This is a genomic window from Limosilactobacillus coleohominis 101-4-CHN, from assembly GCF_000161935.1.
Taxonomy (GTDB): domain Bacteria; phylum Bacillota; class Bacilli; order Lactobacillales; family Lactobacillaceae; genus Limosilactobacillus; species Limosilactobacillus coleohominis_A.
This window is the reverse complement of sequence record NZ_GG698802.1, coordinates 172,727-189,849: the sequence shown is the minus strand read 5'-3', so window position 1 is coordinate 189,849 and position 17,123 is coordinate 172,727. Positions and strand designations below refer to the sequence as shown.

Annotated in this window: 14 protein-coding genes and 1 riboswitch; of the genes, 2 read left to right on the top strand and 12 right to left on the bottom strand. The window is 42.3% G+C overall.

Annotated elements, in window-relative coordinates; all coding sequences use genetic code 11:
- Positions 1–7 precede the first annotated feature (7 nt).
- The 3 genes from HMPREF0501_RS01050 to dnaE all read right to left on the bottom strand — a co-directional run bounded on the left by HMPREF0501_RS01050 (position 8) and on the right by dnaE (position 5,926).
- On the bottom strand, positions 8–895 hold the full coding sequence (locus HMPREF0501_RS01050) for a S1 RNA-binding domain-containing protein (RefSeq protein ID WP_006915929.1): 888 nt from the start codon (positions 893–895) through the stop codon (positions 8–10).
- 114 nt (positions 896–1,009) lie between these two features.
- Positions 1,010–2,431 (bottom strand): pyruvate kinase, encoded by a 1,422-nt coding sequence (gene pyk, locus HMPREF0501_RS01045; RefSeq protein ID WP_006915928.1) that lies wholly within the window; start codon positions 2,429–2,431, stop codon positions 1,010–1,012.
- Positions 2,432–2,590: 159 nt separating this feature from the next.
- Positions 2,591–5,926, bottom strand: a complete 3,336-nt coding sequence (gene dnaE, locus HMPREF0501_RS01040) for a DNA polymerase III subunit alpha (protein ID WP_040455535.1) — start codon at positions 5,924–5,926, stop codon at positions 2,591–2,593.
- Positions 5,927–6,057: 131 nt separating this feature from the next.
- On the opposite strand from dnaE, the gene HMPREF0501_RS01035 reads away from it, so the two are divergent.
- The gene (locus HMPREF0501_RS01035; RefSeq protein WP_006915926.1) at positions 6,058–6,258 is read left to right on the top strand and encodes a DUF2929 family protein; all 201 of its coding nucleotides are present in this window, start codon (positions 6,058–6,060) and stop codon (positions 6,256–6,258) included.
- A gap of 73 nt (positions 6,259–6,331) precedes the next feature.
- Here HMPREF0501_RS01035 and pepT read toward each other — a convergent pair whose 3' ends face one another.
- From pepT to lysA, 9 genes are all read right to left on the bottom strand, one after another.
- A complete protein-coding gene (gene pepT / locus HMPREF0501_RS01030; RefSeq protein ID WP_006915925.1) occupies positions 6,332–7,582 on the bottom strand; it encodes a peptidase T in 1,251 nt (416 codons plus the stop codon).
- Positions 7,583–7,594: 12 nt separating this feature from the next.
- Complete coding sequence (locus tag HMPREF0501_RS01025) at positions 7,595–8,419, bottom strand: Nif3-like dinuclear metal center hexameric protein (protein ID WP_006915924.1); 825 nt, start codon at positions 8,417–8,419, stop codon at positions 7,595–7,597.
- On the bottom strand, positions 8,403–9,113 hold the full coding sequence (locus HMPREF0501_RS01020) for a tRNA (adenine(22)-N(1))-methyltransferase (RefSeq protein WP_006915923.1): 711 nt from the start codon (positions 9,111–9,113) through the stop codon (positions 8,403–8,405). Before HMPREF0501_RS01020 ends, HMPREF0501_RS01025 begins: the two co-directional genes overlap by 17 nt.
- Positions 9,114–9,197: 84 nt before the next feature.
- A complete protein-coding gene (locus HMPREF0501_RS01015; RefSeq protein ID WP_006915922.1) occupies positions 9,198–10,379 on the bottom strand; it encodes an aminotransferase class I/II-fold pyridoxal phosphate-dependent enzyme in 1,182 nt (393 codons plus the stop codon).
- Between the two features lie 19 nt (positions 10,380–10,398).
- Positions 10,399–11,178: a 4-hydroxy-tetrahydrodipicolinate reductase gene (gene dapB, locus HMPREF0501_RS01010; protein WP_006915921.1), complete on the bottom strand. Its 780-nt coding sequence runs from the start codon at positions 11,176–11,178 to the stop codon at positions 10,399–10,401.
- A 1-nt stretch (position 11,179) separates the two neighbouring features.
- Positions 11,180–12,100, bottom strand: a complete 921-nt coding sequence (dapA, locus tag HMPREF0501_RS01005) for a 4-hydroxy-tetrahydrodipicolinate synthase (protein ID WP_006915920.1) — start codon at positions 12,098–12,100, stop codon at positions 11,180–11,182.
- Positions 12,100–13,263 carry an N-acetyldiaminopimelate deacetylase gene (locus HMPREF0501_RS01000; RefSeq protein WP_006915919.1) on the bottom strand — a complete coding sequence of 388 codons (1,164 nt, stop codon included), beginning with the start codon at positions 13,261–13,263 and terminating at the stop codon, positions 12,100–12,102. Before HMPREF0501_RS01000 ends, dapA begins: the two co-directional genes overlap by 1 nt.
- A 2-nt stretch (positions 13,264–13,265) precedes the next feature.
- Positions 13,266–13,979 (bottom strand): 2,3,4,5-tetrahydropyridine-2,6-dicarboxylate N-acetyltransferase, encoded by a 714-nt coding sequence (gene dapD / locus HMPREF0501_RS00995; RefSeq protein WP_006915918.1) that lies wholly within the window; start codon positions 13,977–13,979, stop codon positions 13,266–13,268.
- 15 nt (positions 13,980–13,994) lie between these two features.
- A complete protein-coding gene (gene lysA / locus HMPREF0501_RS00990; protein ID WP_006915917.1) occupies positions 13,995–15,311 on the bottom strand; it encodes a diaminopimelate decarboxylase in 1,317 nt (438 codons plus the stop codon).
- A gap of 92 nt (positions 15,312–15,403) precedes the next feature.
- A riboswitch (Lysine riboswitch) is annotated at positions 15,404–15,585 on the bottom strand.
- A 174-nt stretch (positions 15,586–15,759) separates the two neighbouring features.
- Between lysA and HMPREF0501_RS00980 the strand changes: the two genes are divergently transcribed.
- Complete coding sequence (locus HMPREF0501_RS00980; protein WP_006915916.1) at positions 15,760–17,121, top strand: aspartate kinase; 1,362 nt, start codon at positions 15,760–15,762, stop codon at positions 17,119–17,121.
- Positions 17,122–17,123: the final 2 nt, after the last annotated feature.

Below are 17,123 nucleotides of genomic sequence, written 5' to 3'. Positions count from 1 at the left end.
TTGTCGATTAATCATCAAGGGCAACTTCCTTCAGCAGAATAAGCTGACCATTTACCTGGCTAACTAAGCGCTCCTTCAATAAATGACCAATTGCCCGTTTAAATTGTCCCTTACTCATGCCAAAAACTTCCTTAATAATGGCCGGTGAACTTTTATCCGTATACGGTAATTGCTTATTTGGTGCGTGTTTTAATAATTCATAAATTTGGGTGGCATCATCGTCAATGGCTTCAAAAGCTCGCGGCTTCAAAGATAAATTCAAACTACCATGACTAGATAAGCCAATCACCCGTGCATGAACCCGTTCTCCTAGACGTGGTTCACGATCCCGTTCTGAAGGATGAATGAACCCGAGTTGAAAATTGTCCGTTAACACTAACGTACCAGATAATTTCAGGCGGTAAACAGTAGCGTTGACATTCCAATTTAACATTTTTTTGGATGGTTTGACCGCCATCGTTTGGAAAATTTGCTCATCGGCAAGCTGCCCCCAAATTCGATCATGGTCATCAACCCGAAGCGAAATTAATAAACGATCCCCTTTTTGGGGCCAAAGATTCTTGAGCGTTGGTAAATCATCTAAAGAAACTGCGATGTCTTTATTGGGCAGACCGATGTCAACAAAGACCCCTAAATCACGCCGAACACTCACAACCTCGCCAAAGTCATAGTGGTCCACCTGGACGGTTGGAATGTGCTGACACGTCATCTGTAATTGGTGGTCTTCATTTTCATATACAAAACCCTGCACTGAACCACCAATATGCAATACTTGTGGTGATTCATCCTTTGGTAAACGATAGGTTTGACCATTCCGTGCCGGCTGGACAAAATAATATTGATCATTTTCATCAATCATTACTGCACTAACAACTTTTCCCAGGTCTTGGTTCATCTTTTGTTCCTCACTTTTTGCTCAGCATCATAACCATTCTATTTTACATGGATTTTATGTAAAGTAAAAGAGGTTGGAACTAATTCCAACCTCTTTTAAGATTAGCTAAGAACATTACTTAACAGTTTGGATCCGCATCATGTTAGTGGTTCCCTTCTTACCAACAGGCAAACCAGCAATCACAATAATTTGATCTCCTTCGTTAGCAAAGCCTAACTTCTTAACTTCATCATTAGCTAATTTAAACATTTCATCAGTATTAGCTGGTTTTTCAACAACGTATGGTTGAACACCCCAGTTAATCATCAGACCCTTTTGAGTCCGTTCATCAAACGTCAAAGCCACAATGTCAGCATTTGGACGGTACTTTGAAATCATCCGGGCAGTGTAACCAGAAGCAGTAGCCGCAACAATCGTCTTGATGCCAAGATCACGTGCCGCGTTAGAAACTGCTGAACCGATAGTTTCAGTAACATCTGACTTGTCAAAATTGAACGTTTCAGTACCAAATTGATCAAGGTTATTTTCAGCCTTAACATCAATCCGAGCCATTGTAGCAACAGATTCAACTGGGTAGTCACCATTAGCACTTTCACCAGAAAGCATCGTTGCGTCCGTTCCGTCAAAGACGGCATTAGCAACGTCAGAAACTTCGGCACGTGTTGGCCGTGGGTTTTCTTGCATAGAATCCAGCATCTGGGTAGCAGTAATAACTGGCTTTCCTAAAACGTTGCAACGACGAATCATCCGCTTTTGAACCAACGGAACATTTTCAGCTGGAATTTCAACCCCCATGTCACCACGCGGAACCATCAAACCGTCAGCAACCGCAATGATTTCTTCGAAGTTGTCAATTCCTTCTTGTGATTCAATCTTTGGGAAGATTTGGACATCTTCCATGTCCTTTTCCTTCAAAAGTTCCCGAATATCAAGAACGTCTTGAGCCTTCCGAACAAAGGAAGCGGAAATGTAGTTAATTCCATTTTCCAAACCGAAACGAATATCACTGGAGTCCTTTTCAGTAATTCCTGGTAAATTAATGGAAACCCCAGGAGCATTTACACCCTTCCGGGAGCCAAGAACACCGTGGTTAAGAACCTTACATACTAATTCCTTATTAGCTTCGTCCTTCTTTTCAACGACCATGTCAATCAAACCATCGTCAAACAGAACGTGTCCACCTTCGTGAACGTCATCATAAAGGCCTTCGTAAGTAACCGCGATCTTATCGTGAGTACCTTCGATACTGTCATCCATTGAGATCCGTACTTCGTCACCGATGTTGTATTCGATCTTACCATCCTTTTGAACGGTCGTCCGAATTTCAGCACCCTTGGTATCAAGCATAATCCCAACTTTTTTACCAGTGATTTCTTCGGCCTTGTGGACGTTGTTCAAACGACCCAGGTGTTCTGGATGATCACCATGTGAAAAGTTAAAACGGAAAATATTTGCACCCGCGTTAATTAACTTAACAATCGTATCTACGTCCGTACTTGCCGGACCCAAGGTACTAACAATCTTGGTTTTCTTCATAACAGAATTCTCTCCTTTTGCAATACTACCTCAATCAATCTTGATTTAGCAGCTTTGATAGTACAGTGCTATAATAACACGTTTTAATTTAAGTGTCTGTAAAATTACGTTAATTTTCTCGTGAAAATCATCATTTTTCGAACGTCTTTGTGATAGCGCTTACTTGTCAAACGCTTGTAGAACAACGTTGTTGCTGCCGAATACTTTGTTCAATGCATCACGAACTTTATCTTGCTGACCAACCCACTGTTGACGAGGTAATGTCGTTGCTTGCTGGGCGGCCACGTTATAAATTACCACCGGCGTATTGCCATGCATACTCTTAGTTAAAGCGAGCATCTTAGGCAACAACTCATCAACTGACGAATTATCACTGACCCGAATAACCCACCGTTGATGGCTGACCTGACGTTGATTATTCAATAATCTTTCGACAGGGATAATTTGGTTTGCGATAACCTGTAACCGCTCATTGCGCTGCTCAACTGATCCCTCAATCATTACAATTGTGGTCGGCTTTAAAGCATCCACAAAACGCTGGTACTGACGAGGAAAAATAGTAATATCCATACTACCGGTTTCATCAGAAGCAGTCGCAAACGCCATCGGTTGATGCGTCTTTTTGGTATTAATTTGACGAATTTGGTTGAGTAATACTAAGAGTTTAACTGAAGATCCTGGTTTGAGATCCATAATCCGCTGGGTATGCTGTTGTTGACGAACTCGTTGATACTGCGTAACTGGGTGGCCGGATAAATACATTCCCAAATACTCCTGCTCCTTTTGAAGGCGATAAGTTAAGGGGTACTCTTGGCGACGTTTCATAATTGGCTGTAAATCTGCACTCTGAAAACTAAATTCGTTCCCCGCAAAGACTCCTGACAATCCTTCAATCATTTCCGCCCGATTATAGCCAAGCTGATCAAAAGCGCCAGCATAAATCAGGGGTTCAATCAACGCCGCTTTTTGCCATTTCTCACCCAGTCGCTGTACAAAATCTGGTAGGTTTTTGAACTGTCCCGCTTTGCGTTCTTCAATAATTGCTTGGATGAAATCACGGCGCATTCCCTTAATCATCGAAAAGCCCATCACAATTTGCCCATTTTGCAGTGAGTATTCCATTTGACTCTGATTAATATTGGGACCAATAATCCGAACTCCGAATCGTTGAGCATCCGCCAAATGAAGACGAACTTTATCCATGTTTGGTTCGATTGCTAACAGTGCCGTAAAAAAGGCCGTGGTGAAGTGACATTTTAAGTATGCCATCTCATACGCCATTTTCGAATATGCAACCGCGTGTGACCGGTTAAAACCATAGTTAGCAAATTGATCAATATAGTTAAAAACTTGCTCTGCGATGGGTTGGTTATAACCGTTCTTAACCGCTCCGCTAATAAATCGTTGTCGCATACTTTCCATTGTCGCTTGTTTCTTCTTACTCATTGCTCGTCGCAGTAAATCGGCCTGGCCAAGTGAAAAGCCGGCCATTTTCGAGGCCACCTGCATTACCTGTTCCTGATAAACTAAGATCCCATAAGTTGGACCTAAAATAGGCTGTAAACTTTGATCTGGTAATTGGATTGGCTCCTGACCATGTTTTCGGGCAATAAAATGCGGAATATTTTGCATTGGTCCCGGTCGATACAGTGCATTCACCGCAACTATATCTTCAAAATTGTCTGGAGCTAATTGTTGGAGTGTTTGACGAATCCCAGTCGATTCAAACTGAAAAATGCCGTCTGTTAACCCTTGCTTAAATAACTGAATGGTTTTATGATCATTCAGCGGCACTTTGGTAATATCAAATCCTGGCGTAGTCTGGTGAATGATCGCTAACGCACGATCCATAATGGAAAGGTTCCGCAATCCCAAAAAGTCCATCTTTAACAGACCGACTGATTCCACGATTTCTTTTGGAAACTGGGTCATCAGTAAACCCGCTTCATCATTTCCCGGTTGCAAAGGGACAATCTCTTTTAAAGGTGTTGCAGATAACACCACCCCTGCGGCATGGGTAGAATAGTGCCTTGGCAATCCTTCTAATTTTCGGGCCACTTCAATCACTAATTTATTAATTGGGTCATCCGTCATCAAGTTGCGAAGTGGCTGCGACTGCTGAATTGCCTCTGCCAAGGTAACTGATCGATGACGACTAAGCACTCGTAAAGTATCAATGATCTGTTCAACCTGGTACTTAGGTACACCAAACACTCGGCCAACATCACGGACAACCTGACGCGCCGCTAACGTCCCAAAAGTAATGATTTGCGCCACCCGTTCGTGACCATATCGTTGATGAACGTATTCCAGAACCTCCTGCCGCCGATTATCCGGAATATCTAAATCAATATCTGGCATTTGTGCACGTTCCGGATTTAGAAAACGTTCAAATAATAAGCCATATTCAAGTGGATCCACATCGGTAATGGCTAACGCATAGGCAACTAGCGAACCCGCTGCAGAACCCCGGCCAGGACCAGTAGTAATTTGTTTGCGGTGGGCAAACGCCATGATATCCCAAACAATTAAAAAGTAATCATCAAAACCCATCTGATGAATAACTGTCAGCTCACGCTCTAGTCGATCCCGGTATTGCTTAATCGTGGTGTTTGGCGCCAAGTGACGCTTTTTTAAGCCGATAATACACAGTTGACGGAGGTATTGCGCTGTATTCACCCCTTCTGGAACCGCAAATTCCGGTAAAACTGGCTTTTGAAAATTAATTTTAAATGAACTCTTTTGTACTAACACCTCATTGTTTTCTACGGCATCCGCTAAGCCCGCTCGTTCATAGGCAACTGTAAGGTTTTGGGCATTTCTTAAATAATGCTGACCAGTATTATGGGCGGTACTTAATGGTGACTCAATTTGGCGACCATCGCCAATTGCTCTCAACACTTGGGTTGGGAAATATTGATTAGCTTCTAAATATTCAACAGGTTCATCCGCAATTAACTTCAGACCATTTTGCAAGCTGAGATCTTTTAAAACTTGCCGTTCGGTCGGGTCTAGTACTAGATTAATCCCCATAAAAATGTCTCCTGGTTGATTTCCAAACCAAGATAATAATTTTTGAATGGTTGGATCCCGATGAGCAGTTAAAATTGCCATCGTCGGTTTAATAATTATTGCACAATTATCAATTTGCTTTACTACATCCTGAACCGTCAGCTCTGCTTTTGATGTCATTTGTTGGGTAGATAACTGCATTAACTCCGTGTATCCTTGCTGATTTTTTTCAATGACGGTGACGGTTGTTTTTCGTTCATCCAATTCTGCAAAGGTTAGCTGTAATTTCAAACCAATAATTGGACGGATTCCAGCCTGTTGAGCAGCATTATAAAAATCTACCGCACCATACAAAACATTCTCGTCAGTTAAAGCAATTGCTGAATACCCTTGTTCACGAGCAGCTTTCACCAAATCACGCGGTCGAATTGTGCTTTGTAATAATGAATATGTACTTGTGACGTCTAATGGCGTTACTGACATTTTTCTCACCCATCCTTCTCGTTCAAATTATACCAAATCTGGGTTCCTGTGTTCCGAGGATTTTAATTGTGGTCGCGATCAATTGTGAATTATGCTAAAATAAGCTTGTGATTTTAAAGGGGTGATAATAAATGAAAAAACTTATGGGTAGCATCATGGCAATTATTTGGGGTGGTATTTTAGGAATGCTCCTCGGCTATATCGGTAGTCAATTGGAAGCAACTTCCATTAACTTTTTACATGCTGCAATCACAGGAGCAGTTTTTGCAGTAATTGCAACCAATTGTGTTTACGCGATTACCACCAAGGCCAACCCCGCACGACAAAAATAATAAAATATTTTAACTCAAAAAGTTCGCGAAACGTTTATATCTCGTTTCGCGAACTTTTTATTTTGTCGCTTAGTTATTTATTATTAGCAACGTTTAACTTGTTCATTTCAAGTAAGACGTCAATTACCCGATCCATAGTTTGAGCTGAAACGTATTCAAACCGACTATGCATGTTTTCACCACCAGCAAAGAGGTTTGGCGTTGGCAAACCTTTATAAGAAATGGTTGAACCATCAGTACCACCCCGGACAGGGTAAATATCAGGCTTGATGTCTAAGTTTTCCATTGCCTGCTTGGCCAAATCGACAACTTCCATATGATCCTTAAGGGCATCACGAAGGTTGTAATACTGATCATTCATCGTTACCTTTACCCGGTCTTCACCTAGTTGAGCATTGATATCATCGGCAGCTGCTTGAAGCGCGTGCTTGCGTTCATTAAAGATATCCTTGTCATGGTCACGAATCAGGTATTCCATTTGGGCACTGTCAACCGTACCGCTAAACTTGTAAAGGTGGAAGAAACCTTCCCGACCTTCAGTTCGTTCTGCGCGGTCGTGGTCAGGAAGACTATTATGTAAGTCAATTCCTAATTGGAGCGCATTAATCATTGTTCCCTTGGCAACCCCAGTGTGAACATTCTTACCAGAAATATCAATTACCGCATGGGCTGCATTGAACGTTTCATATTCCAATTCACCAAGCGGTCCACCATCAACCGTGTATGCAAAATCCGCACCAAATTCATCCGGTTCAAAGTGATCAGCCCCAATGCCAATTTCTTCATCAGTTCCCAAGCCGATTTGAATCGTACCGTGCTTAATTTCAGGATGCTGAAGTAAATATTCACAGAAAGTGATGATTTCAGCAACACCAGACTTATCGTCAGCTCCTAACAGAGTTGAACCATCAGTAGTAATTAATGTATCACCTTTGTACTTCTTTAATGATGGAAATTCCTTTTGAGTCAAAACATATTTTCCATTCGCATCTAATTTAATATCAGACTTGCCATCATAATCTTCAACCACTTGAGGATTAACATTATGCGCATTGAAATCTGCCGTATCAACGTGTGCAATCAACCCCATCGCTGGTACATCATAATCTAAATTACTTGGTAAGGTTGCTAACAAGTAGGTATTAGCCTTGTTAAAGCGAATATTGGATAAACCAATTTGCTTTAATTCCTTCTCCAAATCCTTCAAAAACGCCATTTCTTTTGGATCTGAAGGTAATGTATCACTATTTGGATTAGAACGTGTCTCAACCTTAACGTACTTCAAAAACCGTGGTAATAGATTTTCATACTTTAAACTTGCCATTTGTTTAACACCTCATTTTTTCGTTACGAACTCGAATGGCTCTGTGTTTATTCTAGACTGAATTACTTCCACTGACCAGTTCTTTTTTTGCTTCCATTGATTTAGGAGGTCACTCAACCCTTTGATCGCCACTGCTTCAATGTGGTGTCCTGGATCAACAACGACCAGCCCAGCCGCTTTCATATCATGCGCAACATGGTAGCTAACGTCACCAGTAACGTATGCATCTGCTCCCTTAGCAATTGCCTCATGATAAAATTCTGAACCAGCACCACCTAAAACGGCGACCCGTTTTATTTTCCGTGGATCATCAGCGGGAGCAATCAACCGTAAACCAGGAATTGAAAAGACCTTTAGACAGTACTCAGCAAATTGGGTGACGGACATTGCTGTAGACAACTCACCGATTCTCCCCATTCCGCGAGGCATTCCAGTAATCGGATAAATATCCTTATCAACCAGCGGTACTGCATTTTGAAGTTGCAATTGATCAGCCAGCCAATCATTCATACCACCATTCACACTATCTAAATTCGTATGTGCCGCATAAACCGTGATTCCGCTATTCAAAATCTTTGCGTACATCGCATTTTGGGGATTACGAATGTCTAGATCCTTGGCCGGATGAAACATGACCGGATGGTGAGCAAAAATAAAATCTGCTTGCCTTTCAATTGCTTCATCGACAACTTCCGGCCGCACATCCAAGGTTGTCATAATTCGTTGAACAGGTTTATCAGGGTCACCAATCTGTAATCCAACATGATCCCAAGATTCCGCCAATTCTGGTGGGCAAAATCGTTCAAATTGGTTGATTATCTCAGTTCCCGTCATCATGACTTAACACCTCTTTGATTAAATTTATCTTTTGTTGCATTCGCTGCAATCGCTCCACAGGAACAGTCGCCGCTTGATGCATTTGATTCACTGCATTTTGACACCGTTCAAGTTCCTGTTGCCATTTGGTAATAAAGATTGGCGTCGGCTTTTCCAAAAGAAACGGACCAAAAAGTAATTCTTTGGCTCCATAACGTACTGGACACACGGTTGGCTCAGCCACAATCACTTCATAAACGTGCCCATCTTCTGCCAACATTTGCTCAGCCATAATTTGGTACTGATGATTCATTAACCATTTCCGAACCTGATGTTCACCAACATTAGGTTGTAAAATCAAACGCTGCACTCCAGCCAGTTGTGCTTGTCCTTCGTCTAAAATACGGGCAATTAATGAACCACCCATCCCCGCAATCGTCACTACGTTAATTTGGTCATCAGGGTGAACGGCCGCCATACCGTCCGCTAGCCGGGGAATTAGTTGTTTTTGAAATCCTAACCGCTGAATTTCTTTTTGCTCATTTTCAAACGGCCCTTTTGCTACCTCTCCGGCAACCGCATAGCGAATCCGTTTTTGGATTAATAATGCGGCTGGTAAGTATGCATGATCAGAACCAATATCTGCCAGACGAGCTCCATCAGGAACGTACTGGGCTACCGTCGCAAGTCGTTTAGAAAGATGGTTTGCATCCACCTCGATCATCCCTTCTTAAATCAAATTCTTTTCAAATTTTATTATAACAAAAAAGACCGGGGAACTTCCCAGCCTCTTTGTTTTCTATTCCAGATTATCAAGGTAGGATTCGATGTAGTCCATCGCCTTTGCTAACTTCTCATCAGAAGCAGCATATGAAATCCGAATATATCCTTCGCCACCGGCACCGAAGGCACTTCCTGGAATTACCCCAACTTTTGCCTTCTTGGCAAGATCTAAGGCGAAATTAAAGTCATCATTACCAAATTGTGCTGGAATCTTGGCAAAGACATAGAATGCTCCTTCTGGTGTAGCAATGTCGAAGCCCATCTTTTCCATCCGGCTAACCACATAGTCACGACGCTTCTTATATTCTGCCCGAAAAGCATCTGGGTCTTGACGACCATTGTTTAAAGCTTCAATAGCTGCATCCTGGGCAATGTCGTTAACACAAGTTACTAAGAAGCCATGGATCTTATAGATTTGACTAATTAGTGCTGATGGTCCTGCAATGTAGCCAAGCCGCCAACCAGTCATTGCATGGGACTTGGATAATCCAGAAACTAAGAGCGTTTGTTCTGGATAAATCGTTGCCAAAGAAAAATGTTCTTGATCGTAAGTTAATTCACTGTACATCTCATCAGCCACAATTAAAACATTCTGATCATGCAGAATCTTGCCAAGCTTTCTGAGCAAATCTTCTGGGTAAGCACGACCAGTTGGATTACATGGGTAGTTTAAGATAATCATCTTAACGTCCCCGTGTTGGTCAAGTTCACTTTGCAGCTTTTCTGGAGTCAGCACAAAATCGTCTGCCGACGTATCAACTTGGATACATTCCGCTCCAGTTAAAGTAATAATTGGGAAGTAAAGTGAAAAGACCGGTGTTGGTACCCAAACTTTATCACCAGGGTTAAGGAGGCTAAAAGTAATGGCCGTCAATGCTTCAGTACCACCATTTGTAATTAGCATTTCGTCCTCTGGATTGTAATCCACATTTCGCGTGTCCTTTAAGTAGTTAGCCACTGCTTTCCGTAATTCTAACTTACCAGCAGCGGGTCCATAGTGAGAATCATTGGCTTGAATTCCACGAATTGCCGCCTGCTTCACGTGTTCAGGAACGTTAAAATCTGGTTCCCCAAGGGTTAGTTTAACCAATCCCGGAATGGATGAAATCTGCATATCAAAATCCCGGATGGCAGAAGGACGAATTTCCTTAACATCCTTGTTAACATAGTTTTCCATACTCTTTGCAAGTTCTGGCATAATCCATCATGCTCCTTTTTTAAAGAATGTTTTCTAATCCAACAACTAATTCGTCGAGTGTGTCGACCTTTTGAAGGGCAACCTTCACCCCGCTCATAAAGGAACTCCGGTCAAAGGAGTCTTGGCGAATCGTTAGGGCTTCCCCTTTACCGCCAAATAAGACTTGTTCATGAGCAACGTATCCCGGTAAACGAACAGAATGAATCTTGATTCCTTGGTAATCTCCACCCCGAACATCCGCGAGTGTTTCAATCGTATCTGGTGCGGTTTGATGTGGTTCGCGATTTTCAGCAATTAATTTAGCAGTACTAAGGGCCGTTCCTGAAGGAGCATCCTTTTTATCTTCGTGATGCATTTCAATAATTTCCACATCAGGGAAGTATTCAGCTGCCTCTTTAGCAAACTTCATCAATAACACTGCTGACATACCAAAGTTGGGGGCGATTAAACCACCTAGCCCATTCTGCTGAGCTAGCTTCTTCAAGTCAGCTTCTTGGTCATCCGTCAGGCCTGTAGTACCGACAACAGGACGCATTCCATGACTTAACGCATACTTAACATCAGGAAAAACTGCGGCTGGTGCAGTGAAATCTAACCAAATATCAGCCACATCTTCATCGATTGCATCTAATGATCCATACAATTTAGTATCAGCAGCCACATTATACTTTGCTTGATCACCATCTTTAATTCCCAGGCCAAGTCCTGCGGCAACTTCAAACCCATCGAGATCATTAATCATTTTGGTAGCATATTGCCCCATTGCTCCATTAATTCCAGCAACTAATACTCGTTTCATTCTACATTTCCCCCAAATCTAATGGTAAATCGCCATTTAAAGCATCGACTGGCAAATCTAGTGCTGTAGCTAATTGTGATTTTTCATCATCATTTAAAGTCATAATTGGTAAACGGCATCCGCCCACTTTAAATCCTTGGGCATTTAGCAGTGCCTTAACCGGTGATGGTGATGGGAACATAAATAGTGCGGCCATCTTTGGCGTTAACCACCGTTGTAATTTAGCAACAGTTTGGTAGTCACCCTTATACAAGTGATCATACATTGATCGCATCTGAGGAGCGTAGCTGTGCGATGCTACAGAAATAACCCCGTTAGCACCCAGAACCCGCGCCGTCAGTGCCTGAGCATCTTCTCCAGAGAAAACACAGAAATCACTTGCTTTGTGGTCAATCACGTATTCCATTTCTTCCAGTGAAGCACATTGCTTAACACCGGCAATGTTTTTATGTTGCGACAACTCACAAATGGTTTCCTGACTCATTTTCGAGCCAGTCCGTCCCGGGATATTATAGATAATAATTGGCAAATTAACGTTGTCCGCAACGGTTGTAAAGTGCGCAACCATTCCCCGTTGATTTGGCTTATTATAAGGTGGTACCACTACTAAGGCATAGTCGATTCCATCAATTTTAGCCACTTCATTTGTAAAAGCAATTGTTTCTTTAGTGTTGTTACTTCCCGTCCCTGCGATTACAGGCACCCGACCATTAACAATTTGACTAAATTTTGTATATAACGCGATTTTTTCATCATGGGACAATTCTGGTGTTTCACCAGTTGTTCCTCCGACTACGAACCCGTTACTTCCTTGATTAATTAATGAATTAGTGAGCTTTTCAAGCGTTGCAAAATCAATTTCATTATTGTCATTAAATGGTGTAATAATCGCTGTCAGTAAATCTGCGTCTGCTAATTTCATTATTGTTCCTCCTTAGCACTCATCCGGTATTCAAGAAAACCTGTAATTGCATCCACCCCACGCTGGATGGCAGCCTCATTCGGCGTTAACGTTGCCGAGTGAAGTTGTGAATCATCATCAACCCCTAGCCAAAACATCGTTCCGGGAAACTTCGCTAGCAAATAGCCAAAATCCTCTCCCGTCATGGCTGGCTTGGTTTCAACAAAGTTAACCGTTGGCGTATCATGCATGTACTTAATAAAACGTTTTGTTAATTCAGGGTTATTTTCAACTGGCCAATAGCCACCCTGATTCAAGCCCAACTTTACTTTTACACCAAAGCTGGCTTGAATACCGTTACAAACTTCTTGTAATCGACGGTCAATTAAGAGAATCATGTCCTGGGTTAATCCACGAATGGTCCCCTCAATTCGGGCGTGACCAGCAATCACATTTCGAATAGTCCCCGCTTCAATCTTCCCCAGTGTAATCACTCCGCTATCAATCGGATCAATGCTTCGTGAAATAATGGTTTGCACTTGGACAATTAAATTAGCTGCAGCAACGACTGCATCCTTTGCATCCTGTGGGAAAGCGGCATGGCCACCTTTTCCTTCAATATCAATGTTAACTTCGGTGGTTCCAGCAAACAACGTGCCCATCCGACAACCAATCGCGCCAGCAGGTAATTCTGGATTATCATGCAGGCCATAAAACTCATCTGGACACCATTTGTCCTTAAAAAGTCCTAATTCATAGGCTCGCTTACCACCCGCCTCGCTTTCCTCGGCCGGCTGGAAGAAGAACAGGAGATTATCCGTTGGTTGATGTTCACTAAAGTAGCTCAGCACACCAAGCGCAACTGTCATATGGATGTCATGTCCACAGGCATGCATTACACCTGGATGAGTTGATTGGTATGAGAGGCCAGTTTGTTCTGTGACTGGAAGAGCGTCAATATCCGTCCGGTAACCAATCGTCCGGCGTGGATTTTCCCCATGGACGAGCACCATGATGGCGGTCGGTAATTCATCAAATTCACGAACTTCTAGATATTGCTGGTTCATTTCACTAATGACCTGCATTAAATAGGCGTGCGTTTCCGTTTCTTGAAGCGCTAGTTCCGGAATTTGGTGTAAATGGCGACGAATTTTAATTAATTGATCTTCATTTAATTGTGTCATGATTAAAGCTTTCTTAAATTATCCTCGAGCCCCGTCTTACTATCAGTTTGTGCATCAACCTTCTTTACAAACTTTGCAGGGACACCCGCTACAACAGTATGAGGCTCTACATCGTGAGTAACCACTGCTCCAGCGGCAACCACTGCTCCTTCACCAATGTGAACACCTTCAAGTACAACGGCATTGGCACCAATTAATACATTATCATCAACCCGAACTGGTTCTGCTGAAGCAGGTTCAATCACACCCGCTAAAACAGTTCCAGCTCCAATGTGACAATGCTTACCAACGATGGCCCGACCACCAAGGATTGTTCCCATATCAATCATGGTGCCTTCGCCAATTTCAGCTCCAATGTTAATGGTTGCCCCCATCATGACAACTGCATTATCACCAATTACTACTTGATCACGAATTGTTGCACCAGGTTCAATCCGTGCATTTACATTTTTAAGATCCAACAACGGTACAGCTGAATTCCGTGCGTCATTTTCCACGTGCATTCCAGTAAAGTCAGCTTGATGTTCATCTAAGAATGGCCTGAGAACTTCCCAATCACCAAATACCGTGGCGGTATGTTCTTCAACGTATGGGTCCACCCCTTCTGGAAACTTCAGCTGTGATAAATTATCACCACGTAAGTAAACCTTTACTGGCGTCTTTTTGGGAGCATTACCAATGTAATTAATGATGCTTTGTGCGTCTAATTTTGCCATGTTATTACCTCTTCCTTAATCATTTAATTGATAATCAAGATCAAGCTTGGTTAGATCATCATAAGTTTCGCGCTTAATTACAAGCTGATCATGACCATTTTCAACAAAAACAACTGCTGGCCGGGGGTTCCGATTATAATTGGAAGCCATTGCGTAATCATACGCCCCCGTATCAAGCATAACCAAAATATCTCCTGGCTGTGTAGCAGGTAAATCCTGTTGTTCACTCAAAATATCACCGGATTCACAATATTTACCAGCAATTTTGACCGTTTCAACAGTCGGCGCTTGCGGATCCCGGGCCAAGACACTTTCATACTTAGCATTATACAAGGCTGGACGGATGTTATCACCCATTCCTCCATCAACACTGACGTACGAAAGTAAACCAGGAATATCTTTCCTTGAACCTATAGTATATAACGTATAACCGGCTGGTCCAACTATTGAACGTCCTGGTTCAATCCAAATCGCCGGCATGACAAGGTTTTGCTCATGAATAGATTTTTTAACCACCTGAACAATGGCGCGGACAAAATCTTCTGGATTGATGGGATGGTCTTCACTAGAGTACTTAATACCAAACCCGCCACCAACGTTCAAGACTTCTGCGGTAAAATCATACTTTTGGTGCCAATCTGCCGCAATCTCAACTAGTTTTCTTGCAACTCCTTCAAAGCCCTGCACATCAAAAATTTGTGATCCTATATGAGCATGAAGACCAGTCACATGAACCTGTGAAATGGCTAATAATTGCTGGAGTGCTTTATCTGCCTGGCCAGATTCAACATCAAAACCAAATTTACTGTCAACTTGTCCCGTTGCGATATACGAATTGGTGTGTGCAGCAATTCCTGGAGTTATTCGCAGTTGAACATCCACTGTTTGCGTCCGATTTGCTAATAATTCCTTTAATAGCTCAATTTCATGAAAATTATCAACGACGATCGTGCCAACTTCATGATCAAGGGCCATCGCTAATTCATCCCGAGATTTGTTATTACCGTGAAAACTGACCTTAGCAAGAGGAAATTTTGCTTTAATAGCAGTTGCCAATTCACCACCAGAAACAACATCAATATGCGCATGTTCCTGCTTCATTACTTGATAGATGGCCACAGAAGAAAAGGCCTTACTAGCGTAACTCACTTCATACTGGACCGCTTCCTGGTTAAAAACATCCCGAAACCTTTGCATTTGATTACGGATCCGGGCAACATCATAAACCAGCAATGGTGTACCGTACTTGTGTGCCAAGTGCAAAGTATCAACGCCACCGATTTGGAGATGTCCAGCCGCATTGATCTCATTGGAACTAATTTGATCATTCATTGTTCCCATCGCTCCTTTTTATCCCTTTTCGAAGAGAAAAATCCCGGTACACTGCGCACGTACCGGGATGGTGATTAATCATAAGATATCCGATAGTCGATAGCGCACCGCAAGCTCTTCTTGTCTTGCGACAGTCCGTAACTTTTTTAGTTACGCCCCAGCCAAGCAAGTTATTACCATCCTTACCGCTTCGGCAGCCGCCCCTTTCACGATTATTCACTGTCCGGTAAAAACTCCTAACCGCTACTAATGTTGGTTGCTCCTCTTCGATTTGATATCTACTATAAGACTTGAACAAGTCAACGTCAATAGTCTAGCCAAATCTTTCTCATCATTTTCACATTTTTCAACAAGTGTCTAAATTGGTGTTCCTTTGTTAGTTTGCAAGGTTCGTGATTAATGGTAAAATCCTAGATAATAAACTTTTAATTAAAGAAGGTAGCAATCAATGAAAGTTGTAAAGTTTGGTGGTAGCTCACTGGCTAACGGTGATGCATTTGAACAAGCCATCGCGATTATTAAAGATGATTCAGCACGGCAGATCGTCGTAACATCAGCTCCGGGGAAACGATTCAAGAATGATATCAAGGTTACCGACCTGCTCATTAATTATGCCAATGCTGTTATTAATCATGCAGATTATAGTGCCATTCAAAATGAAATTTTTTCTCGCTATGAAGAGATTGGTGCTCACTTTGGTGTCCAACGCGATCAGCTTTCCGTAATTCACCAAATCATCGTTGAATTACCAAATGGTGATTACCCAGATGATAATTTCTTAATGGCCGCTTTTAAAGCCCATGGCGAGCGATTAAATGCTCGTCTAATGGCATTAGTCTTACAGAAGTTAGGAATTAATGCCCGTTTTGTCGACCCTAAGGAAGCTGGTCTAATTGTGGATGGTGAACCAAATAACGCGATTGTTGATCCACAAACTTATAATAACCTAGCAGCATTCGATTACTCAGCTGATGAAAAGCTAATCTTCCCTGGTTTCTTTGGTTTTACCATTGACGGAAATATTGCAACGTTCTCCCGAGGGGGCTCAGACATTACTGGTGCAATTTTAGCGCGTGGTTTTCATGCTGATCTCTATGAAAATTTCACAGACGTTGACGCTATTTTCTCTGCCAACCCCTCAATCGTTAATGATCCCCAACCAATCAAACGAATGACCTACCGCGAAATGCGGGAATTGTCATACGCTGGCTTTTCTGTATTCCATGATGAAGCTCTAATTCCGGCGATTGAAGGTAACATCATTGTCAACGTTAAAAATACCCACGCACCAGAAAAACCGGGAACGTTGATTGTGCCTGATCAGGGATTTCATCCGGAACAAATCGTTACCGGAATTGCTGGTGGTAAGCATTATGCGGCTCTTTACCTGCACAAATACTTGCTAAATCGTGAAGCCGGGTTTACACTAAAGATTCTCGAAATTCTGAATAAGTATGGGCTGCCATACGAACACATGCCATCTGGGATTGATGATATTACCATTATCTTCGACCGCAAGCTCATTTCTGATGATTTAGTGCAAAAATTATGCGATGAAGTTCGGGCAACCGTTAATCCAGACAGTCTGGAATGGATTGATGATTATGCGGTGATCATGGTAGTTGGTGAAGGAATGTTTAACCGCGTTGGTGTAGCTGCTGGAATTTTCACAGAACTAGCTGAACATAACATTCGAATCTCCATGATTAATCAGGGGGCATCCAGAATTTCCATCATGATCGGGACTTATAAAAAAGACGCTGATAATGCCATTCGGGCAATTTACCAGCATTTCTTTCCAGAAAAATAATT